Annotated in this window: 14 protein-coding genes; 1 reads left to right on the forward strand and 13 read right to left on the reverse strand. The window is 51.8% G+C overall.

The features are described from left to right. Positions 1 to 114 precede the first annotated feature (114 nt). The 6 genes from KDC22_RS23315 to KDC22_RS23340 all read right to left on the reverse strand — a co-directional run bounded on the left by KDC22_RS23315 (position 115) and on the right by KDC22_RS23340 (position 6,625). Entirely contained in the window at positions 115 to 1,053 is a 939-nt protein-coding gene (locus KDC22_RS23315) for an alpha/beta hydrolase (RefSeq protein ID WP_211720494.1), read from the reverse strand. A 53-nt stretch (positions 1,054 to 1,106) separates the two neighbouring features. Next, a complete protein-coding gene (locus KDC22_RS23320) occupies positions 1,107 to 2,081 on the reverse strand; it encodes a LacI family DNA-binding transcriptional regulator (protein ID WP_211720495.1) in 975 nt (324 codons plus the stop codon). Between the two features lie 142 nt (positions 2,082 to 2,223). Then, on the reverse strand, positions 2,224 to 3,213 hold the full coding sequence (locus tag KDC22_RS23325; RefSeq protein ID WP_211720496.1) for a LacI family DNA-binding transcriptional regulator: 990 nt from the start codon (positions 3,211 to 3,213) through the stop codon (positions 2,224 to 2,226). 283 nt (positions 3,214 to 3,496) lie between these two features. Then, complete coding sequence (locus KDC22_RS23330) at positions 3,497 to 4,324, reverse strand: carbohydrate ABC transporter permease (protein ID WP_211720497.1); 828 nt, start codon at positions 4,322 to 4,324, stop codon at positions 3,497 to 3,499. Next, on the reverse strand, positions 4,324 to 5,205 hold the full coding sequence (locus KDC22_RS23335) for a carbohydrate ABC transporter permease (protein ID WP_042238420.1): 882 nt from the start codon (positions 5,203 to 5,205) through the stop codon (positions 4,324 to 4,326). Before KDC22_RS23335 ends, KDC22_RS23330 begins: the two co-directional genes overlap by 1 nt. A gap of 85 nt (positions 5,206 to 5,290) precedes the next feature. Next, a complete protein-coding gene (locus KDC22_RS23340) occupies positions 5,291 to 6,625 on the reverse strand; it encodes an ABC transporter substrate-binding protein (RefSeq protein ID WP_211720498.1) in 1,335 nt (444 codons plus the stop codon). Between the two features lie 861 nt (positions 6,626 to 7,486). On the opposite strand from KDC22_RS23340, the gene KDC22_RS23345 reads away from it, so the two are divergent. Next, positions 7,487 to 8,062: a hypothetical protein gene (locus KDC22_RS23345; RefSeq protein ID WP_211720499.1), complete on the forward strand. Its 576-nt coding sequence runs from the start codon at positions 7,487 to 7,489 to the stop codon at positions 8,060 to 8,062. Positions 8,063 to 8,609: 547 nt separating this feature from the next. Here KDC22_RS23345 and KDC22_RS23350 read toward each other — a convergent pair. From KDC22_RS23350 to KDC22_RS23380, 7 genes are all read right to left on the reverse strand, one after another. Then, positions 8,610 to 10,238 (reverse strand): response regulator, encoded by a 1,629-nt coding sequence (locus tag KDC22_RS23350; protein ID WP_211720500.1) that lies wholly within the window; start codon positions 10,236 to 10,238, stop codon positions 8,610 to 8,612. Continuing rightward, the gene (locus tag KDC22_RS23355) at positions 10,192 to 11,904 is read right to left on the reverse strand and encodes a sensor histidine kinase (RefSeq protein ID WP_173127870.1); all 1,713 of its coding nucleotides are present in this window, start codon (positions 11,902 to 11,904) and stop codon (positions 10,192 to 10,194) included. The genes KDC22_RS23350 and KDC22_RS23355 overlap by 47 nt, the downstream gene beginning before the upstream one ends. A 56-nt stretch (positions 11,905 to 11,960) precedes the next feature. Then, positions 11,961 to 13,667 (reverse strand): extracellular solute-binding protein, encoded by a 1,707-nt coding sequence (locus KDC22_RS23360; RefSeq protein ID WP_211720501.1) that lies wholly within the window; start codon positions 13,665 to 13,667, stop codon positions 11,961 to 11,963. A 94-nt stretch (positions 13,668 to 13,761) separates the two neighbouring features. After that, positions 13,762 to 14,640 (reverse strand): carbohydrate ABC transporter permease, encoded by an 879-nt coding sequence (locus KDC22_RS23365; protein WP_173127876.1) that lies wholly within the window; start codon positions 14,638 to 14,640, stop codon positions 13,762 to 13,764. An 18-nt stretch (positions 14,641 to 14,658) separates the two neighbouring features. Next, on the reverse strand, positions 14,659 to 15,627 hold the full coding sequence (locus KDC22_RS23370; RefSeq protein WP_173127879.1) for an ABC transporter permease: 969 nt from the start codon (positions 15,625 to 15,627) through the stop codon (positions 14,659 to 14,661). A gap of 1,170 nt (positions 15,628 to 16,797) precedes the next feature. Next, positions 16,798 to 21,126 (reverse strand): endo-1,4-beta-xylanase, encoded by a 4,329-nt coding sequence (locus KDC22_RS23375; protein WP_211720502.1) that lies wholly within the window; start codon positions 21,124 to 21,126, stop codon positions 16,798 to 16,800. A 527-nt stretch (positions 21,127 to 21,653) separates the two neighbouring features. Then, entirely contained in the window at positions 21,654 to 24,026 is a 2,373-nt protein-coding gene (locus KDC22_RS23380; RefSeq protein ID WP_211720503.1) for a glycoside hydrolase family 95 protein, read from the reverse strand. Between the last annotated feature and the right edge of the window lie 27 nt (positions 24,027 to 24,053).

The raw sequence follows: 24,053 nt of genomic DNA on the forward strand, positions 1-24,053 counted from the left end.
TTACTTTCAAAAAACCGTTCTCTTTTTTCAATTTAAGCGGAAACGGCTTTGCCGTCCTTCTATAGAACGCTACCATTTCAGCGGAAAATGATCATGGAGGGTCCGGCCCCTCCCTCACGAATTCAAAGCCCTTGCCAGGGCATGGATATATTCTTCCCTGGCTCTACGGCTGATTCCGGCTGTGGGAACAACATGCTCGAAGCCGTGATAGCCCCCGGGATAGAGATGGAACTCCACTTCTACACCGGCCTGTGCCAGCCGGGTGACATACTCAATCGTCTCATCGCGGAACGGGTCCAGCTGTCCGACGCAAGTATAGGCGGGCGGCAGCCCCGCCAGATGCTCTGCACGGCCGGGCGCAGCATAAGGGGAGGTAGCTTCGCCTCCGGCCGGTCCGCCCAGATACATCTCCCAGGCGATCAGGTTGTTGGCCCGGTTCCACACTGCCGGATGCGTAGTCTCATGACTGGAGGGTGTAAGATTGCGGTCGTCCAGCATCGGGTACAGCGGAAGCTGGAAGCAAAGGGAAGGACCGCCCTTATCCCTGGCCATCAGTGCCAGGGCAGCAGCCAGACCCCCGCCGGCACTCGCTCCGCCGACAGCTATCCGGGAAGCATCAATATGAAGATCATGTGCGGCACCCGCCAGCCACACTAACGCCGCATAGCTGTCTTCTATGGCTGCCGGGAACGGATGCTCGGGGGCGAGACGGTAGTCGGGCGATACAACGACACAGTTGGCCGTCTCTACGAAGCTCTCACATAACGCATCATCCCCGCCGGGATGACCCAGAATGTAGCCTCCGCCATGGGTCCAGAGCAGAGCGGGCAGCGCATGTTGTGCCTTTCTCTGCGCCGGTTCGTAGATTCTGACCTGCATCTGATGGCCACCGGCAACGGTCAGAACCCGTTCTGTAATGCGGACGCGCTCCGACTTCACGGCAGGCACTGGAATGTTATTTCTGGCGGCAGCCAGATCCTCCGGCAAATGAAACGGCGGCAATTCGGCAATTCCCTGTTGTAATTCCGGGGCTACCCGGTGAATGAACTCCATCTATGTTTCCTCCATTATTGTTCGTATGGGAATGAATCTTAGGTTCTTCAAGCTCAAGTAGTTCTCTTCTCCGCTAGCCGGACCGGAAGAATCGTCTCCAGCGGGACCTGCTCCCCGGCAATCTGCTGAAGCAGATACTGCACCGCCAATTCGCCCATCTTCTTGATCGGCTGGACGATGGTCGTCAGATCCTCAGCATCACCGGCCGCAATTCCATCATAGCCTATCACCTTCACTTGCTCAGGTACCGTTCTGCCGAGCCTGCGGCATTGCTTGAGCACCTGCAGCGCCAGCATATCACTGCTCGCAAATACACCGTCGAGCTCAGGACATTCCTGAAATAAGCCGCTTACCAGCTTCTCATACTCCTTATACTTGAACCCGTTCAGATCGGTTTGTTTCACGATGAACTGGACATCTCGTCCGCTGACCTGCTCCAGGAAGGCCTCATGCCTCTGTTTAGCCAGAAGACTTAGCCGCAAATTCCCGCTGAGATAGGCTATATTCCGGCATTTTTTCCGCAGCAGTAAGCGGGTAGCCAGTACGCCTCCCTGATAATTATCAGAGGCAATAAAAGGAATAGACTTCGAGATCTGCCGGTCCAAGGAGACCAGCGGCAGGTTGATCGACTTATAATCGTTCACGCTCATCGTATGGCTGCCCATGATGATTCCATCGACCCGGCTGGCTCTCAGCAGATCAATATATTCTTTCTCCTTCTTCTTGTGGTGCAGGGAATTGCACAGCATGAGCTTGTACCCGTGCTCGTAGGCATAAGCCTCAATATGCTTGGTGACCTCTCCGAAGAACGGATGGGAAATATCCGGGAGGATGAGACCTATAATATTGGATTTTTTGCGCAGCAGGGAGCGTGCCACCTCACTCGGATGGTAGTTCAGCTCCTCCATGGCCTCGTTCACTTTTTGCTTCAGGCTGTCACTCAGATATCCACGGTTGTTGAGCACACGGGAAACGGTTGTGACGGAGACGCCCACCTTCTCTGCAATATCTTTGATCGTTACAGCCATCCGTACCCTCCTCCCCGGGGAATCAGCTCTCCTCCTTCATTCAGGGAACGGGAGAGACCTTATATCAACCGGTTAATATATAAGTGTAAAACGGGTTCGCCGTCCTTATGAGGACGGTATCCGTTTCGGCCGAAGCTGTGTTCTATGTCGTACCCCGTTCCACCACTGTCACGGGGAACGTGTTCACCATCGTAACGGTTTCGCCTTCTATCTGCTGAACCGCCAGCTTAATAATAGCTTCGCTCATCTCCTGAACCGGCTGCCGGATCGTGCTTAGACGCGGTGAGATCAGCGAGGCGATCTGTACATCATCGTAACCTACGATTCGGACCTGCGAGGGAATATGCTTGCCCAGCAGGTTGCAGGCATGAATCACATCGGTGGCAATCACATCACTGCTGGCAAAAACACCGTCGATCTCAGGATGCTCCTGCAAATAGGCGGTAATGCCGGTATTGCTTCCGGTGTAATTGCCCCCTTCAGCATCAAGCTGCAAATGCAGCGGCTGCAGTCCTGATCGCTCCATCTCCGCTTCATACCCTTCCCTTCTCTGGACCGCCAGCATCAGATGATGCTGAGGACCGTCAATTCCCCGGTAAATATAGACCGGATGAAGGCAGCCCTTGCCGATTAATAACCGGGCAGCAAGTCTGCCGCCCTCCAGATTATTGGAGGTGACCACAGGAATCTCCTTGGAGATGATACGGTCGAAGGAGACCACCGGCAGATCCAGGTTCAGATAATGCTGGACATCCAGCACCGCACTGCCCATGATGATGGCATCGACCTGATTTTTTTTGAGCATCTCGATATATTCCACTTCCTTGGCTACGTTACGGTTGGAATTGCACAGCAATAGCTTGTAGCCCTTAAGATCCGCGTAATATTCCAGATAGGAGGTTAGCTCGGCAAAAAAAGGATGCGAAATCGTCGGAATGATCAACCCGATCATATTGGATTTTTTGCGGAACAGGGCCCGGGCCATTTCATTCGGCTGATAATTCATTTCCTTCATCACCCGGTAGACCTTCTCCTTCGTCTTCTCACTGATATACCCTCTATTATTAAGCACTCTGGAGACGGTATTGACAGACAGGCCTGCTTGCTTGGCTACGTCTCTTAGATTCGGCATAGAAACCACCTTGTTTTTTAGTTTCAATTATAGATGAATTCTGCCTGCATTACAGCTACATCGTTCTATCAGATTCACTAAAGATTTGAACTTGAAGCCTGGCCGTCACTGCGGTGAACATTTGGACTTCCGGCCGCTGTTGTCCCCAGATTTCTTGATTTATTCCGCTCTTCGCGGTGGAAATCCGGTGACAAAGGCGGTCGCTACCGCTCCTACAGTTCCAAATTTCCCCTCCGTTTCTTTTTGCTTTTGGTTAATTTCTTTAGTGCTTCTTGTATATCTCTTATTTCAGCGCACCTTCCGTAATCCCCTTGATGATCTGCTTCTGCAGGAACAGGTAGATGACCAGCACGGGAATAATCGTCATGATCAGCCCGGCCATCAGCGGGGCATAGTCCACCGAATAGGAGGAGAAGAACGTGTATGTCGAGAGCGGAAGCGTCTTCTGGTCCGGCGACAGCAGCACGAGGCTGGGCAGAAGATAGTCATTCCAAATCCAGAGCACATCGAGCACCAGCAGCGTTACGAATACCGGCTTCAGCAAGGGGAGCACAATGCTGAAAAAGGTCCGCAGTGTGCTGCTGCCTTCGATAAAGGCCGATTCCTCCAGCTCATAAGGTATTCCTTTGATAAAACCATGGAAGGTGAAGACGCCAAATGGAACCCCGAAGCCCAAATACATAAACAGCAGCGTCAGCTTGGTATTGAGCAGCCCCATATTCCCGTACAGCATAACCATTGGAATCATGAGCACCTGAAAAGGAAGCGCCATGGAGGCCAGCATGAGGAAGAACAGGATGGCGTTCACCTTCCATTTGTAACGTACGAATAAATACCCGGTCATGGCCGAGAAGATAATAATGACAAATACCGAAATTCCTGTAATGATCAATGAATTCATGAAGCCCTGCATAAAGTCCATATTCTCAAAGGCGCTGGCATAGTTCTTGAAATTCAACGTTGTCGGCAGGGACAAAGGACTCTCGAAGAATTGCTGGGTGGTCTTGAAGGAGTTCATAATAATCAACAGGAACGGTGTTAAAAAGGCGAGCAGCAACAGGTACAAAAATCCTGTCTTGAGCCCGGATAGGATACGCTGGTTACCCTTCATTAAGATTCCACCTCCAGTTTCTTGAGCAGGTAGGACTGAGTCAAGGCTATGATCGCTACGACGGCAAACAAGACCACGGCTTCTGCCTGGCCGACGCCGTATTGATTGGACAGAAAGGCTTTTTGCACGATATGGTAGGTGGCAAGCTCGGTCGAATTGAACGGCCCGCCTTTGGTCAAGGCAAGGTTGATATCATACGTAAGGAACGAACGGGACAGTGAAATGAAGATACAGATGACGATTGCAGGAACCGTAAGCGGCAGAATGATTCTGCGGATTACCGCATACCGGCCTGCGCCGTCGATGCTGGCGGCCTCCAGAACATCACCCGGCACGCCCGTGAATCCGGCAATGTAAATGATCATCAGATATCCGACGAGCTGCCAGGCTGTCGCAATGATCAGGGCCCAGAAGGCGGTCCCTGTGTCTGTAAGCCATGAGGTCTGGAACAGATCCCACCCGTACTTATTGCCCAGGTAAGGCAACACCTGTGAGAACAAGGTCTGCCATAGATATCCGAGGACGATCCCGCCGACCAGATTGGGCGTGAAGAAGCCGGTGCGCAGCCACTGCTCCCCCTTCCCTCCCCGGGTCAGTGCCAGCGCAATGAAGAAGGCAAACACATTGGCAATCACCACGGTAAAGAATACATACTTAAGCGTGAACCACAATTGGCTGAGGAAGACTTTATCGCGGAACACTTCCAGATAGTTCCCGAAGCCGATTAGGCTGCTGTCGCCTGTACGGACATCCCAATTCGTAAAGGTCAAATATAAGCCGACGATGAACGGTATGATCACAACGGCGGTAAAAGCAAAGATCGAAGGACCTCCGAAGACTAAGAAGGTTCCCGTGTTCTTCAGTGATAACTTTTTGTTCATAGTGCTGCCCCCTTTCCTCCATAAAAGATGGGCTGGGGCGCCGCCCCAGTCCCATCCAGTCTTTTATCCTAAACCAGCAGCCTCTTTATTTCCCCGCATACGATTTCCAGTAATCCTGAACCTCCTGCGCCAGTCCCTGGCGGTCAATATTACCTACCAGATACTTCTGCATCGCAGCGCCGGTCTTGGCCCAGTAATCCTGCGGCAAGTAATTAATCACACCGATATTGATGATGTTCCCTTGCTCTACGTATTTGCTTACGGCATTAGACATGATGTTGGTGCTCTGTGCCTTAAGATCCTTGTATGGCATGGACAGCCCCATATCGGTAATAATGGCCTTTTGCCCGTCCTCGCTGGTTACCATCCATTCAATGAACGCTTTGGCCGCTTCCTGCTGCTCCGGTGTGGACTTCGAGTCATCAATGGCGAATAGCTTAGGTTCGCTGTAAGCTACTTGAGCGTTGCCGAAGTCATCCGGGTTATTGCTGATTGGCAGCGGAAGGATACCGAAGTCTTCGTCGCGTCCTTCAAGCGGTCCAATGACCGCCCAGCTCCAGTCACCCATGAAGTAGAAGGCCGCATCCCCTTTGGCAAAATCCGCGCTGTCCCGGTTATAATCGGATACCAGCGGATCGCTCTTACGGGCGTTGTACGTCTTCAGCAAGTCGAAGGTATCCATCAGACCGGTAAATTGCGGATTCTCGGTCAGATTGACCTGCCCGTTCTTCAGCTCTTCCACGAATTTACGGTTGTCCTCCACCTTCTGCGATTGCAAGGAATAGGTCAATCCCAGATAGTGTGCACCCAGCGACCAGTCTGCCCCGTGGACCATCACCGGTGCCTTGCCTGTCGCTTCGATCTTCTTGAAGACCGCTTCCAGATCATCGCGGGTCTTCACGGATGCAGGATCAAAGGCACCGCCAATGCCTTCCTCTACCGCACGTTTGTTGTACAGCAGGCCGTAGCCCTGGGCCGTCCATGGAACACCCAGGAATTGTCCGTCCAGCAACGCTCCATCAATGGCTCCCGGATTCGTCAGCGCTTCATACTTCGCCTTATCCGGCTCCAAATTCAGAAAATCGTCCTTATATTGAAGTATCGTTCCGGCATCAAGGTTCACAATCGTTGCCGGATTACCGGAAGCCAGCAGGGATTGGAACTTCTCAAGCTGTGCCCCTCCGATCGGCGTAGGAATCAATTCAATGGTTACCTTCGGATTCAGCTCGTGATACTTCTTAAACAGCTCCTCGAACACTGTGTTTACTTCTGCAGAGGTATTGAAGAATGTGAGCTTAACGTCTTTGGCGGCTGGCTGTGTCTGTGTCTGTGTTCCGCCCTCTTCCCCTTTGACGGCGCTGGTTGCTGAATTCCCCTTGGAACAACCGGCGAGTAGCCCTAGTACCACTGTTAGACTCATAACGCAGCTTGCAATCTTTCTCAATTTCAAATGAATTCCCCCTTACCAAGAATGGTTTGAATGCGCATTCATTTCGGATGCATTTTTATGATAACCGGTTAACATATTTATGTCAATCGGTTATCATATTTAAATTTAATCTATTGAACAGGATCACAAATATGGAGCGGGCTGTGGTTTTTAAAAGAAAAAATCACCCCGCAGGGTGATTGATGTCAGGATTGGAACCGGGTTAGAGGCAGAGCGCGTACCTCCCCTGTAACAAATTAGGTTTAACAAGTAAGGGCTAACAAGTAAGGTTTAACAAGTAAGTCGAAAAACGTATCTTAATTCTCCCTTTTCTGATGAATAGACGGAAACAAGTGGAAAAACAGCATCTACCACTGTACGTTTTGGCTACTTGGGGGGAAATGGGAGAATTTAAGTGCTGTTTATCCACCTGTTGTTTTGACAACGTTCCATCGCTCATCAGTAAGTGACGTTTATCCAACTGCTATTTGCGATTACTTTAGAATCCATTTATTCACATTGTTCTCTAGCTCGTTCTGCCCGACTTTGGTCGCCAAATTTTGACCCATCCCGCTAGAAGTAGAACCGGCACCCGGTGAATTCAGGGGCATCAATACAATCACAGCTTCCCCGGTAATCCTAGGGAAGCTGTGAGGTATGCTAATCTATAGAGCCGTGATCAGAAGGGACTCACGTTCTAGCAATCACTTATTACCTAAACTAATAGGAAGAGAGTAAACCGAAAAGTAATGACTTAAAGCACGGTTTCTTCTAAATATGTAAAAATTATAAATAAAAAGTGATATTTCGGTAGTATGAATGGGTAATTTATGTTGGAGAAGGTGACTAAAGATGAATAGAAAACATCTAATGGCGGTCTTCATAGGTTTGTTCATGCTTCTTGTGAGTGCTTGTCAAAAAGACAATCCTTACGATTCCCTGTTTCACCATGTGGAGGAGCACCGTACTGTGTTTGCCATGACAAAGGATGAAGGGATTGCCGCTCTGGACTTGGTCGATTACGAGGATAAGAATAACACGATTACTCTGAATGAAGAACTCACGGCAGAAGATCAAAAGTACAGACAACGAATACGACTCGACAATAATCAATTGATTGAAGGTTATGAATTGGTGACACGATTGCCGAGATCGGAGATTGGATACCAGCATGCCGGGAGAATTTTGGAGGCCTTCCTGGGACACTATAGCCCTTCTGAGGAAGAAAAAGAGAAGGTGCTTGATTCTATCCATGCTTTCCATGACAAGACTTTTCCTGTCAAGCCGGAGGTTAAGCTTGTGACTGAATCGTGGGAGAGTAATGATCAGGGTGTGAGCATGAGTATTCATTATAGATTGACCAACAGTCTGGCGAACGCCGAGGAGATATCTTTGGTATTACAATTTCTCCGCACAGCTTCTCCCTAAATGATTATGCGTCGTCCCCAGATCAAAGGTTTCGGCTCATTCAAGCTGAAGCCTTTTTTGTTATACAGGATATTATAATATCTGTCTAGTGTGGGTAAGGGGGTGGTGACCATACGGGTTGTCTGGACCGGAACCGAGTTAGAGGCAGAGCGCGTACCTCCCCTGTAACAAATTAGGTTTAACAAGTAAGGTCTAACAAGTAAGGTCTAACAAGTAAGATTTAACAAGTAAGTCGAAAAACGTATCTTAATTCCCCCTTTTCTGATGAATAGACGGAAACAAGTGGACAAACAGCATCTACTATTGTGCGTTTTGGCTACTTGGGGTGAAATGGGAGAATTTAAGTGCTGTTTATCCACCTGTTGTTTTGACAACGTTCCATCGCTCATCAGTAAGTGCTGTTTATCCAACTGCTATTTACGATTACTTTATAATCCATTTATTCAGATTGTTCTCTAGCTCATTCTGCCCGACTTTGGTCGCCAAATTTTGACCTATCCCGCTAGAAGCAGAACCGGCACCCGGTGAATTCAGGGGCATCCATACCTCACAGCTTCCCCCGGTAATCCTGGGGCGTCATGCCGAATTGTTCTTTGAACACTTTAATGAAATACTGGCTGTTGGCATAGCCGAGCTGCTCGGAGATCTCATAGATTCTCATATCGGAATTGCGCAGACAGGCTACGGCCTGCTCCATCTTCATGTTCAGAATGTACTCGCTGATGCTGATTCCGCTGACCTGCTTGAACAGTCTGGAGACATAAGCCGGATGAAGCGAGACGGCGTCCGCTACGAATTGCTGGCTGGCTTCTGCCAGATTGGCGGCAATGCAGCTCTGCATCTCTTTGATGATGCCCAGCCGGTTATTCTGGGTATCCCGTTCCAGCTTGACCTGCAGGGTATCCACCAGCGTTTCGCCCCAGCTGATCAGTTGGGAGACGGAACGGAAGAGTGTTTTATCCAGCAGCTCCCGTCCAACCAGGTCTGACAGCAGGGAATGATTCTTATGGGCAATATAGTGAAAAGAGCCCAGGATCATACTGCGGATCTCCTCAATATACTCTTCATTATAGGCCGGCAGATTGTTGCTGAAGTCCTTCATCTGCTGCAGTCTTTCTTTGTAACCCTGCCACTGGCCGGTCTCCAGCAGATGCATCAGCGTCGGAGAAGCATACAAGTCCTTAAGCGGCTGGACCGGCGAGCTCTTCTGCTTATCCGTCAAGGAGATGAAATACCCCTTGTCATTCCCCACCTGCTGTCTAAGCGCCGACTGGGAATCCTCGTACATGGAACGAATATCCAGCGGAAATTCCCCCGGATACGACAGAATAACCGAGATCCCGCCGTTCAGATATTCGTTCACACTGCTATGCAGCTGATGGGTGTTATGGGTGAGCTGCTTCAGTATGTTGTCCGCGTCCATAACCTCCTCATCATTGCTCTTCACAAGAAACACCAGGTTCTCGTACGTATCGCGGCAATGCCACACCTCAAAGCCTGCACCCAGCAGCTCACAGGCGATATTGGTAACCGCATATTCAAAGAGCAGCTGGCTATCCAGCCCGAAGTTCGTGAAATGCTCCTCCAGGCGGATCAGAATCAGGAAGACCCTGTCTTTTCGCTGAAAATTCAATTGATATCCGTCCAGCTTCTCCTTCAGCCGGGCCTCTGAATAAGCTTTGCCCTGAATCAGCTCCACCAGCAGCTTGTCCCGCAGTGCCGGAAGATGCTCCCGGAAGGCCAGCATCGCCTGCTCATAGGACGCTGTTGTATCAATCTCCTTCTGAATAGTCTTAATCGTGCTCTCCAGTGCAGCACGCAGCTTATGATGATCGAGCGGCTTGACCAGGTACTCCACCACCCCGTATTGAAGGGCTTCCCGGGCATATTCGAACTCGGCATAGCCGGTAAGCAGAATACACTTCACTCTCCGGTTGGTCTTCCGCATCTTCTTCACCAGCTCAAGCCCGCTCATTCCGGGCATTGCAATGTCGGTAATAATAATATCAATCGGGTATTGCAGAGCGATCTGCATGGCCTGGGCGCCTGAGTAGGCTTTGTATACTTTATCAATCCCGAAGTCCTGCCATGGAAAAGCAAGCTCCAGGTCATCTACGACATATTGTTCATCATCTACCAGCAGAATTTGCAGAATGTGCTTCTCCCTCCTTATCAATGCGTATCCGGTAACTGGTGCCTTCGGACAGAGCAGAGTCCACGGACAACCCTGATTCCTTACCAAAATATAAGCGCAGCCGCTGATTCACATTCCTCAGTCCGGTGCCCAGCATTGTATTGTTCATCAGATTGTCGTCGATATGGCGGCGGACCGCGCTGAGCCGCTCCTCGCTCATGCCGATTCCGTTATCCTTCACGGTAATCAGAAGATACGAATCCACTTCTTCCGCTGTGATCGAGATAATTCCGGGCCGTAAGTTCGGTTCAATTCCATGCTTAATACAATTCTCAACGAGCGGCTGCAGAATCATCCGGGGCAGACGGTATTTCCCCGCTTCTGCCGTAACGTCGATCTCGAAGGCAATCTCTTTTTTGCGCAGATGAACTATATGAAGATAATGCTCTACAAATTCCAGCTCATCCTGAAGGGAAGACTCCAGCTGTTCGATCTTGTGAATATACCGGCAGTACGAGGCCAGATGAAGCGTCATCGCGGTCACCGCCTGATAGTCTTCAATGCTGGCTTTGCTCTGGATGAAATTCAGGCAATTATAGAGAAAATGCGGATTGATCTGCGCCTGATATTGCTTCAGCTTCGCTTCCTTGACTTCAATCTCCCCTACCAGGACCTGCTCAATCAGAATCTGGGTATTCTCCGCCATCCGGTTGAACGAATTGCCGAGCACCCTGAACTCGTTGACCTGCAGATCAACGGCACGGCTGGAGAAGTCGCCCCGGTCGAATCGGTCAATGGCCTTGCGCAGCGTAATCACGGGCTTCTGCACCTGCCTGCGGAGCAGGAGCGTGTAGAACATAATACCCACCAGCACAATCAGCACCGCATAGAGGAACAGCCGGTTATTGCGGTTGATCGGCTCAATATACTGGCGTTTGGGATAGGCGTCAATGAAATATAAATCCAGCATGTCCGCCTTCCTGTAATTAATCAAATACTCTGCATGGTTCTCATCCGCCGATATCGTGCCGCTGTCCCCGCTGATCCGGGGGATCATAGCCTGCAGTAACTCTTCGGGAAATGCTGCCCCGGTCTGAATGAATGCCTGCTGAGAAGCATCATATAGGATCGGCATTCCCGACACGTATTGCTCCATCATTTTCACCAGATTATCCAGAGAGATCCGCACTTCAATTAACAGCGAGCTGATATGACTGCGCATGATGTTAGAGTAATACCCCTTACCCTCCTGATCCATATGCAGAGTCCAGCGGTTGTAGGCTTGCGTCGGAGGAGCAAAGGAGCTGAAGGAGAACGACGAGTCCGAGGATACCGTCTCTTGCTCATCTTCATAATACAGGATCACCGTGTTCTTCCAGGTGGTGGAAGCCGTGTTCAGCGCCAGCTTATCAATGATCGTCAGCTTCATCTCATATTTGGAATACTGATCCCCGAACTTCAGAATATACGGATAACCCCGCACGGACTGATCCTGTGACAAAGTAATGGTGTTGGCCAGTACCTGTTCAAACTGCGTAGATAACTGGGAGGTCATGAATTCAACCTCATACATTTTATTCTTCCTCAGCTCACTCTGAATGTCCTTAACGTTCAACCTGTATATGATCCAAAAAGCCCCAACGATGATCAAGAGCATCAGCATCAGAACAAACGATAACCACTGAAAGATAGACAGACGATATTTCACCTTGGCTCCTCCGCATGAAAGGACGGCCTTAGGGGCCGCCCTTGTCTACTATTTATTTATTTCTGAATAGACTCATACCATTCATTGACCTCTGTGGTCACTTTATCGCCGCCTGTTGTAGTCCATTTCTCTACAAAGGTATCGAATTCATCCACCGGCGCTTTGTCATAAATAATCTTGTTCAGAATTTCCTTCTCCAGCTTCTCCAGCATATCGCCACGGGACAGCTGGGTTTCAGTAGGCGTACCCGTGAACATCTCCGGCATTACGCTGTCTTTCTGGTCGATGATGATTTTGGCCGCTTTGAGCTGTTCAGGAATCCGTTCAGACAGATTCTTCTCATACTGGTTGGACGGCTCTGCACCTTCTGCCAGCTTAGCCAGCGTATTCATCATCAGGTTCGGAATAATCGCTCCGTCGTAGGTCAAGGTATAGCGGATCGCATCCACCCAGCCGCCCTGAATCTTATCGCTGTCCTGCTCTTTTAGAACTTTTCCGTCTGGAGCGATATCATAGTCATAGCCTTTGGCGAAGCCATTGACGAAGGTCGTGCTGTCCGGATTGGCCCAGTTGTCGAACAGATAATTCTGATAGACGAAGAAGGCATCCTTATGCTCCATATCCTTGTTGATCAGAACGGCCCCGGAGGCAATCTTCGTGCCGTGTCTGCCGATCTTGCCATCCGGTCCTGCCGGAAGCGGATAAGCCTTGAACTCGGCGTCCGGAACGTTCTTTTGCAGATCCGGGAGCGGCCAGCCGGTCATCCAGTAAGGGCCGACAATAATGCCGGACTTGCCTGCTGTGAAGGCTTCCGTTGCTTTGGCTTCATCATACAGGCCGGATTCGGAGGAGATATAGCCTTCCTTCATCCACTTCTGCATCGTCGCCAGCCCCTGCTTCATCTCCGGCTGGACCGAACCGTAAGCGAGCTTGTTATCAGCCGTCTTGTTCCACTGGTTAGGCATAGCACCGAACATTCCGAAGACCCATCCGGCTTCAGACATCCAGGTATTCAGGTTGTTCTTGAACCCTACAGACAGCCCGGTAGTATCCTTCTTGCCGTTGCCGTCCGGATCTTGATTCGTGAAGGCATCCAGCACAGTCTCCAGCTCCGCGAGGGTAGACGGCGCCTTGAGATTCAGCTTCTTCAGCCAATCCTCTCTGATATACATGACAGGATCATTATTATAGGCATTCTCCAGAATCGGAATCCCCATACGTTTGCCGTCTCTAATGTAAGGATTCCATACCGTCGGCTCCTCTGCCATCGCTTGTTTGTAGATATCGGAGGCATATTTGTCGAATAATTCCCCGGCATCCGTGAACTGGCCGCTGTCAATCAGATCGGAGATCAGCGAAGGGCTGCCCCGGAACGAGATGATGTCCGGCATTTTCTCTCCAGAGGTAAGCATCAGGCGAAGCTTGGTTTCATAGGCATTGTTCTGGTCACTAACGGTCCAGAGATACTTGATATCAATGCCCAGCGTATCCTTAGCCCATTTGGTGTGCACGTTATTTTCAATATTTTCGCCATTTTTGAATTTCAGGCTGCTCCCAATGGGAAATACAGTCGTGAGGGTCACAGGAGTTGTATATTTGCCGTTCTCAAAAGGAGCCGAATACATCGCATCCTCACTTGCCGCAGGCTTGTCTTCTCCTTCTGCCTTCTCCTTATTGGTGTTGCCTCCGCATCCGGCCAGCAGACCCGCCAGCATAGCTGTGGATAACACCGCCGTGGCAGAGAATTTCATTTTCTTTATCATTAATCTTGCACCCCTTTAGATCAAATTTTAGCAAAAGTTATGGATGAGTACATCTTTTTTAGCGTTTGCATCACCCCCTTTATAGGAAGGGCAGCTATTCCTTAACCGCCCCGAGGACAATTCCTTTCACAAAAAAGCGCTGGAGGAACGGGTAGACGATGAGAATCGGCGCCATTCCGATGAAGATTTGGGCTGCTTTGACTGTTCTTTGCGAGATATTCTCAAGATCCTCCGGACGTACGGTCACCTTACTGAAGTCCTGCTGGACAATAACCGTCTGCAGGAAGGTAGCCAGCGGATAGTTCCGGTGATTGGTCATATAGAGCAAGCCGTCGAACCAGGAATTCCAGTGCCCCACAATCGTGAACAGCGACAGTGTGGCAATCGCCGGCATGGAGACCGGGAGATACACACTGAACAATGTTCTGAAATGACCGGCCCCGTCGATAAAGGCAGCTTCCTCCATCTCCTTGGGAACCGCTCTGAAGAAGTTAAGCAGCAGGATGATGTTCCATACCGAGACGGCACCGGGCAGAATCAGCACCCACAGGGTATTCATCAAATGCAGCTTCTGCATCAGAATGTACATCGGAACCAGACCGCCGCTGAACAGCATGGTGAACACGAGCAGCCAGATATACAGATTCCGGCGTCTGAACCGGGCGTTCTCTTTGGATAGCGCATAGGCAGCCAGGATAACTACTCCCATGCTGAACACGGTTCCCAGCACCGTCCGCTGCAGCGTCACCCAGATGGACCGGGTGAAATTCTCATTGGCTATGGTCTTGGTATAGGCGTCCACGGTGAAATCTATCGGCCACAGACCTACCAGATTGGCATTGGCCGCCGCCTTCCCGCTGAAGGATACGGCAAGGACATGAATGAGCGGAATCACGCACAAGACCGAAATAGCAATCATCAGGATATAGTTGAACACGGTGAAGATACGGTATGGTTTTGTCTTATGATACATGCCACGTTGGCCTCCATTCTAGAAAATACGGTAGTTAGCAAATTTATACGAAATGCGGTAAGCCGACACGATCAGGACAAAGCTGACAACCGATTTGAACAGTCCGACCGCAGTGGAGAAGCTGAACTTACCGTCGACAATTCCCAGTCTGTAGACAAACGTATCAATGATATCCCCTTTATCAAACACAAGCGCATTATAAAGGTTGAAGATCTGGTCAAACCCGCCGTTGAGAACGTTCCCAAGTGCGAGTGTTCCAACCACAATCGTAATCGGCAGCATGGCCGGCATCGTAATCGAACGTGTCTGCTGCCAGCGCCCTGCTCCGTCCACTTCAGCGGCTTCATAGAGAGCCGGATTAATTCCGGCCAACGAGGCCAGGAAGACGATGGTGTTGAAGCCGAACTCTTTCCATACATCACTCACGACCACGACAAATCTGAACCAATTCCCGTCGCCCAGGAAAAATATCGGTTTGATTCCGAACATACTCACCAGCGCCTGATTGATAAGGCCTCCGTCTCTCGCCAGCAGGTCGGACAGGATACCGCCCAGGATGACCCATGACAGAAAGTGAGGCATATAGACGATGGTCTGCACCATTTTCTTAAAAGCCATTTTTCTAACTTCATTCAGCAGCAGCGCGAACAGGAACGGAACGATCAGGCCGGCAATCATCTTCAGACCGGCAATAATCAGTGTGTTCCAGATGACCTGAACGTTCTCGGGAATGCTGAACAGATACTCGAAATGATCCAGCCCCACCCATTTGGAGGCATTGAACCCTAATCCCGGCTTGTAATTCTTGAAGGCAATCGCAAGACCTGTCATAGGAATATAGGCAAAGATCAGGGTTAAGATCAACGCCGGCATGACCATCAGATCAAGACTGAGGTTCGTTCTCCATTTTGATTTCTTCCGGGGTTTCCCCGTACTCACATCCAATTTCTCGCCTTTTACGCTGGCAGGCGTAACCAAGTTTTTCATGCTTCTGCTCCCCTTTGCTGGTCAACGTGTATCTCTTTACTGTGGTTTATAGATTTATCATAACTAGCAGGGACTTGCAGATATATAATAAATCCAGAGCATAGATAACAAATTGATAACCTTGCTAGTGCAGGTACATGAGACAGAGCGAGGTTACTGCACGATCAGCTACAGCCATGACACAGCGAATCGGGGGCGGATATGTGTCTGGAAGTAGCATGAATGCTGGGATTCGGACGGACGATTCGGGCTGGCTCGGGCTGGGTCGGGCTGGCTCGGGCTGGGTCGGGCTGGCTCGGGCTGACTCTAGCTGCTCGGGCTGATTTGGCTGCTTCGGCCTGCTTCGAGACTTGAACGCTATAGTTGCACTACCCCTGTGGCAGCATTAGTTGGAAAAATGTATCTTAATTTGTCTGATTTGGAGTATTAGAGGAATTTAGTTGGATTTATGTATCTTGTTTTCGTGGAAATCTTCTTTTTTGTGCCAATCCAGGTATAGTAAGTGTTGTTTTTCCAACTACTGTCTGGCCATCGCCGTTCTGCTCGTGAATAAGTGTAGAAAATCCAACTATTTCCTGGCGCCAACGTGACACCAACACCGCAATCTCAATGCAGACACCAACTCAAACTCCAACTCCAATGCCTCCATCTCCATCCCTATGTCAAACCAACGCCTCGGCAGTCGCCACAAGCTCACGCTGCTCCCGCCATCAGTACTGGTCTGCTCGGGTGACACACTCTTCCAACCGGTATCTGCCTGCTCCAGGTGCACACTCCCCCCATCAGTATCTGCCTGCTCCATGTGTCATACTCCCCCTATCGGTACCCGCCTGCTCCAGGTGCACACTCCCCCTATCGGTACCCGCCTGTTCCAGGTGCACACTCCCCCCATCGGTGCCCGCCTGCTCGGGTGACATACTCTACTTCAGGAGTCTCTCTCAGCTCCAGGTGTTCACTCTACTTCAGGAGTCTCTCTCAGCTCCAGGTGTCTCTCTCTACTTCAGATGTCTCTCTCTACTTCAGGCGTCACTCTCGGCTCCAGGTGTACACTCTACTTCAGGCGTCACTCTCATCTCCAGGCGTCACTCTCTCCATCACAAAGAGCAGCGGCCCCCATATCGGGAGACCGCTGCTCTGCTCTATGAATGTTACATGCTCGCTTACACTAATCTATGGATTGAGGCTGATTATCCGGTACACCACCACAGCAGCCTGCTCCTTGGTCATCCGGCCCTTCGGCAAGAAGTAGCCGTTCTGCGCGCCTTGAATCACTCCGGCAGACCGCAGCTTCTCTACAGCAGCCGAAGCCTCCCCGGTCAGCAGGTTCATATCCTTGAAGCCTTGAACAGCAGGGGAATCGCTCTTCAGCCCGATCTGCTGCAACTGGACAACCCGATAGATCATCAGCGCCATTTCCTGACGGCTGAGCGTATCACTCGGACTGTAGAGCCCGTCTGCTCTCCCTTTGACAATACCCAAGGCTCCGGCAATACCAATGGCTTCGGCATAAGGGGAATCCTTGCTGACATCCTTGAAGTCTGGAGCGCCAGCAGCAGTCTGAAGGTCAAAAGCATTGACCAGCAGCTGGGCAAATTCCGCCCGGTTCATCAGTGCACCTGCCTCATAGGAAGCCTCTGCGCCCAGAGGAAGTATTCCTCTTGCAGCCAGTGCTTCAATGCTCTCGGCGGCCCACTTGCTGCCCTTCTGATCCGGCAGCTTCACTGTAGCAACCGCATATCGGCCCAGCACCTTCGCCTGGAAGGAGACATAGCCTGTAGCCGGATCATATTTACGCTCCTTCACAATCACTAGCTTGCTGTTCTCCAAAACCTGGTACACGACAAGCTGGTGCGCCCTCTCTCCTGCCTTAAGCTCATAAGGGAGCCTTACAGTAAGAGCAGTAGCGTCAATCTCAGTCGTCTTGGCTCCATGGATAGCGAGTGCGAAATCCAGCACATCCGCTCCATTCAAGCGGTCCTTAACTGCCGCTGGCCATCCATCCTGCTTCGCACGCTTCACCTCAAGCTGAAGGAAATCTCCGGCTTGTGTATCCTGCAATTTCAGCAGCTGCGTGTTCAGGCGCAGGACTGCCCCGAGACCACTCTCCATTTGAATCTCCTTAATCTTCGGCTGTGCAGCCAGACTCTGCAGCGGAAGCTGGAGCTGCAGCTCCCCTGCTCCTGGAGCAGACTTGACCGCAATCTTCAGGATGCCACTTCCGAGCGACTGAAGTACGGCCTGCTGCACGGCCTCAGGCGACAGCTTCACATGAAGAATGCCATCTTTGTCCGCTACGGGCTGAACAACAATCCGTCCCTCGGTGAAGGTCTCTGCCGGAGCAGGTGCCTGGGACGTTGGAGCAGAGCCTGAAGATGGGGACGGAGACTTTCCTTCAAGCGGAGCTTCCGGTAACGCCGCAGGCGACACAAAGCTTAGAATCCCGAAATTCGAGGTATCCCGCCACGTATCCTCTCCCGTATCATTCCATTTGCTTGTACTGCGCTTCCCGCCACCTTGATCATCATTGATCTGGATATCAAGCCCGATAGAGCTGCCCGGTGTTGCCTTGACCGTTCCGAAATCAATTTTGGCTTCTACGCGATATCCGGTGTCCGTGTGAACCACCGCGCTGGTTAATCTGCTCACCGAGGCCCCTCCTCCAAAGGAAGCCACATTATTGATATTAATCCGGTATTGGCCGTCGTCCCCCTCATAGTACGGAGTTCTGTTGAAATTCTCATCTATGAAGATTTCAACGGAATCCTGATCCCATGGATTCACGGCATCCGCCTTCAGCAGGGTATCCTTCACATCAATGATCAGATAGAGGCTATCCTCTGACCACATAGATCTGGCTTCTGCGGTGGTGCTGTTAGGAGCGGCAGACATTTTCACCTGAAAAGGCTTCGCCTTCTCCCATTCCGGCTCCATCTGGCCGTCGATCTTCACCTGACCCTTCAGAGATTCGGCCGAATTAGGCATTGCAGCCAAGCGGAGAACCCCGTAACGGCTGGTGTCCGTATCCTGGGATCTGCTTCTGTCATTCCAGTAAGCGGGTACAGCATTCGGAACACCGGCATCGCTCACCCGGATATCCAGCCCCATCTCCAAGCCTGCGGAGCCGCTAATAGATACGAGTGGAATCTTCGCTTCAAGCGTATAACCACCCTCACGTTCTGTGCTAGTGAAGCCGACTCCCTCTGTCCCGGAGCCCGAACGCTGGAGTGTAATCTTCCGGTCATCCGGCTCATAAGCAGAGGTCTTGCCATTGTTCTCATCCAGGAAAATCTCAACCTTGTCTTCCCCGTTCACACTTGGGTCGGTAACGTCTACCTTCACATACAGGTTCTGCGGGTCCCACAGGGTATGAATCTTGGCTGTTACGGTACTGCCTTGTTCAAGCGGAACCGCCGCTGTCTTGTTCCACAGTGTTTTCCCGGCTTCGCCTGCCTGAGGCGTACCCTCTAGAGCCACGGCTACATTCTGGATCGCTGGCAGCTTGGAAGGATCAACCGCGCCCCAGTAGGCCGGCTTTGCTTTTAACTGCTCGTCGAATAACATAGCATGGTTATTGTAGCTTTTCTCATCCTGCACTCCCCAGATGGAGACCGAGGAGATGTTGTCCTTATACTTTTTGTAAAGTTCAAACAGATCCTTATACCGTTTCCCTTGCTGTGCAGCGATACTGGCCGGTAGCGGCAAGTCAGGGCTTATGCCCGTATCCACATCCAGCTCGGTGATCTGAATATCCAGTCCCAGCTGCGAATACATTTGAATGGTTTTGTTTATCTCCTGAGTGGTCGGAGAGTACAAGCCGTGATGCGACTGGAGACCCACGCCGTCAATCAGATTCTTCGCCTTGAGCTGCTTGAGCAGCTTATAGATATGCTCACGCTTTTCCGGTACCTCGGTGTAATAGTCGTTGTAATAGAGCTTCGCTTCAGGATTGGCTGCCCGGGCAAATTCAAACGCCTTCTCAATATAGTCCGGACCAATCAGGTTATACCAAGGTGTCAGTCTCATTCCGTCCGGACCGCCGCCATTGTCAGCAATCGCTTCGTTCACTACATCCCAGGCATAGATCTTGCCTTCATACCGCTGCATCACGGTCTCAATATAAGCTTGCAGGCGTTCCAGCAGCAGCTCTCTGCTTGCCGGCTTCCCTCCATCAGTAAACATCCATTCTGCGGCATCCGTGTGCCATAACAGCGCGTGTCCCCGGAGCCCCATTCCGTTCGCCTGGGCAAAATTCACGTATTGATCAGCCCCGCCGAACACATAAGTACCTTCGGCAGGCGCAATGAATTTGGGCTTCATTTCATAGGTTGCCGTAATACTGTTGAAGTGCTTCTTCAGCAGCTCCCCGTAGACCCCTTCCATTTGCCAGGAATACGCAGCGGCTCCGATGGCGAAGTCGTCAGCGTAGACCTCTTTTAACCCGGGAATATCCTGTTCAATACTCATCTCCGGGGCAGGCTCAATTAACACATCATCGACATAGAAGGATAACGTATCTACGGTATCCTCAGTAATATAAGGAGTCTCCACGAAAAGATTCATTTCAGACGGCTGGTCGCTGTACTGGAATTTGCCCTTAAGCAGATGCCATTGTTCCCATTGATCCGCCTTAATACTAACCTTATCAATCGCATTCCAGCTCTCGGAGCCAGCTTTCTTGTACACGGTCATCTGCAGGCTTTTGTCGGCCTCCGGCTTCTCCTTCAGACGCACATACAGCGAGAACTGGTAGCTCGTGCCCGGCCGCATATGGTCCTTCACACTGAGGCTCGGCCCGTAGAAGCTGCGCTCTCTCCCCTCGACCAGCATACTGTGAGCTCCGGTATTAGCGGTATCCTGACTCACCGACAGCGATTCGGGTCCAATCCGGTTTTTCCAGCCCTGGAGCGTCCCGTCTTCAAAATCCGTGCGCAGCCCTTCCTCCCCCTCCGGAACGTCAACCGCTGCGGCAGAAATCTTGATATCGTCCACGTAGAATGCGGTTCCTGCTGCGGCTTCTGCATACATCTCCGTGAAGCCTACTGTACTGCCTGTAACAAAAGTGCCTTCCAGATACGTCCATTCCCCAGACCACTTCGCTCCGCTAAATTCCGCTACCGGCTTCCAGTCCTCGATTTCACCGATTTTGGTATGCACCGTAAACTTGACCGGAGCGGGGGACTTCACCCAGGCTCCTACGGTGTAGGCTGTATGCGGAGCCATGTGATCCGTCAGAACCTGATTGGGCCCTTCCCAATCCTTGGTCCGTCCATCCGCATACAGGCTGTAAGAACCTCTATGATAGACCTCCTTCGTTACGGTAAGCTGTTCATCGCCTTTCCGGGTCCAGCCCTGCGCGGTGCCGTCCTCATAATCAGAAGCAAGAATAACGGCCGGGCCCCCCTCAGCCGCAGCATAGACCGTAGTCCGCATGGGCAGCACTGAAGCAGCGAAGACCACCAGCGCAAGACCCCCTATCATGATTCGTTTACGACCAAACATTCGTATCCTCCTTCAGTTCATCCCTATCCAGCGGATTCCTGATTGAATTATAGCCGTTTGGAAAACGTTTACAAATAACAAAATCGTAGGATAGATAACAAAATGATGAGCGGAGAGAGGAAAAAGAACTCACGAGGGGAAAAGCGGGCGACGGGGAGACCTGTCCTGTATTATAAGTGTGTTTTGTACAACAAAAACCGGCCCGGCCCACTCACTCCAGCACATTGCGATTGTATCTGGTTTTCTGTGAAAATACTTCTGGCACAACCTGCGAGAAACGCACGGCCTACGCGGCGCTCCCTGTCCAATTGTATTCGGTTTTTCGATTACATTCGGCCTACGCGGCGCTCCCAGTCCAATTGTATTCGGTTTTTCGCATACATCCTGGGCTCCTCATTTACCGTTTGGCCTTCTGGTGGAATCCGGGCAATGTCCGGTACAACACAAAAGCAGCACACTCCATCCACCTGAAGTGTGCTGCAATCTGCATAGACTATTATTTACTCTGGCTTATTACTCAGCACTACTTAGTCGGCATACCGCATAACTATGCGTTCTCCCGGCTGTGTCTGAAGCATAATCAGCCCGTCCGAAGAAGGCTCCCAGCGCTGCTGATGTTCCCCGCGCGTAACCTCAACAGAGCGTTCTGCCAGAATAGAGCACTCTCCGCCAAGATGAGCGGTAACCTCCGCTTGCCCGAGAACACCAGCGCTCCAGGTCAGGCTCACTTCAAAGCCGCCGCGGGCCCGCAGTCCCTTCACCCTTCCCTCACCCCAGCTTGCCGGCAAGGCGGGCAGGAACTCCAGATACCCCTGGTGCGATTGCAGCAGCATCTCGGCAATCCCTGCCGTAGCGGCGAAGTTCCCGTCAATCTGGAACGGCGGATGGGCATCGAACAGGTTCGGATAGACGCCGCCGCGTTCATTGTTAATGGCCTCCGGCTGGACCAGCGTGAGCAGATTGGAGAGGAGCTGCTTGGCCCGGTCCCCCTGCTTGAATCTGGCCCACAGTCCGATTTTCCAGCCCAGACTCCAGCCCGTCCCTCCGTCCCCGCGAATCTCAAGCGAGGTTCTGGCGGCTTCATACAGCCCGGGAACCAGCTTCTCTGTAATCGACTTTCCGGGATAGACGCCGACCAGATGGGAGACATGGCGGTGATGCACATCCTCGCCCTCCAGATCAACCGACCACTCCTGAAGCTGGCCTTGCGCACCGATCTGCAGCGGCAGCAGCCGCGCCTTGGCAGCTTGCAGCGTCTGAATGAATCCTTCATCAAGCTGGAGCAATTCCGCAGCCTGGATACAGTTCGTGAACAGCTCCGCAATCAGCGTCAAATCCATTGTCGCCGCTTCACTGACCGCGTACCGCTTGTCTCCGTCTACGATTTTGTGTTCAGGGGAAGTGGACGGCGAAGTAATTAGATACCCTTCCTTGTTCTCAATCAGCCAATCCAGGCAGAACAGGGCCGACTCCTTCATGACAGGGTATGCGGTCTCCCGCAGATAGGACAGATCCCCGCCGAAGGCGTAATGCTCCCACAAATGCTGGGTAAGCCACACTCCGCCCATCGCCCAGGATGCCCATACCGGATCGCCATCGCCGAAGCCGCCCACCGGAGCCGTCTGCGCCCAGAGGTCAGCATTATGATGGGCTACCCAGCCGCGTGCGCCATAGTTCGTGCGGGCCGTCTCACTGCCGTTGGCCGCCAGCCTCCGGGTATAGCCGATCAATGGCTCGTGCAGCTCTGCCATATTGCAGATTTCCGCCGGCCAATAATTCATTTGCGCATTGATATTCAGCGTGTAATTGCTGCTCCAGGGCGCCCGGGTATCCTGATTCCAGATGCCCTGCAGATTCGCCGGCTGTGTTCCCGGACGGGAGCTGGCGATCAGCAGGTAGCGGCCATAATGGAACAGAAGCTCGACCAGACCCGGATCTTCGCTTCCGTAGGCGGCAATTCTCTGGTCCATCGGCATACCTTCAGGGGCCAGACTCTCCCCAAGCTCCAGCTCCACCCGGTCAAAAATCCCGCGATGGTCCTGCACATGGCGCTCCCGTATCCCGGCATACGGCTCTCCGCTGATCCGCTGCACCGTTTGTGCAGTCAGCTCCCGCACATTGCAATCCGCCTGCACCGTTCCCGATTCCGCATCGAAGGAGGTCGCCGCACTGAAGTAGAGCACAGCTTCCGTCGCTCCCGTTACACGGATACCCTCTGCTGTAGCTTCAAGGGTGCCCCCGGTCTGCACAGCGGCCAGGCGGCCATGGAACTCCAGACTTCGGGGAGACTCCCCGCCGTAGCGGACCGGTTCATCCACATCGTAGTAATTCGGTGCCACATATTCCGGGGCATGTCCCGTGATCGTGTAATGCTCCCCCTCTGCTTCCGAACGGAAGCGGAGCGGACTGTCCAGCTTCGCCCGGAAGCTGACCGCATGGTCCTTGCTTGCCGAGAGACGGACAACGATCACCTGATCGGGATGGGAGGCGAAGACCTCACGATTGTACCGGATACCGCCGATCTCATAGGAGACGGTGCCGATCCCCGTGGACAGATCCAGATTCCGGCTATAGTCTCCTTGGATGACCTGTCCATGCTCCATCGTAAGGAGGAGATCCCCGAACGGCAGATATGACTGTACATACGGACCCATCATTTGCTTGCACAGCTCATCCGCTTCCTCATTTCTGCCTTCTGCTATCAGCGCCCTTACTTGCGGGAGAATCTCCCTGGCCCCGGGGTTATTCCAGTCGGTCTTATACCCTGACCACAGGGTATCCTCATTCAGAGCCAGCCGTTCCTTCTCGATACCGCCAAAAATCATCGCTCCCAGCCTTCCGTTCCCGACTGGAAGCGCCTCCACCCAATAAGTGGCAGGCGTATTAAATGAAATATTCATTGCGCTGACTACCTCCTTACACCTATT

This window comes from Paenibacillus tritici, from assembly GCF_018207515.1.
In the GTDB taxonomy this organism is placed as follows: domain Bacteria; phylum Bacillota; class Bacilli; order Paenibacillales; family Paenibacillaceae; genus Paenibacillus_AQ; species Paenibacillus_AQ tritici.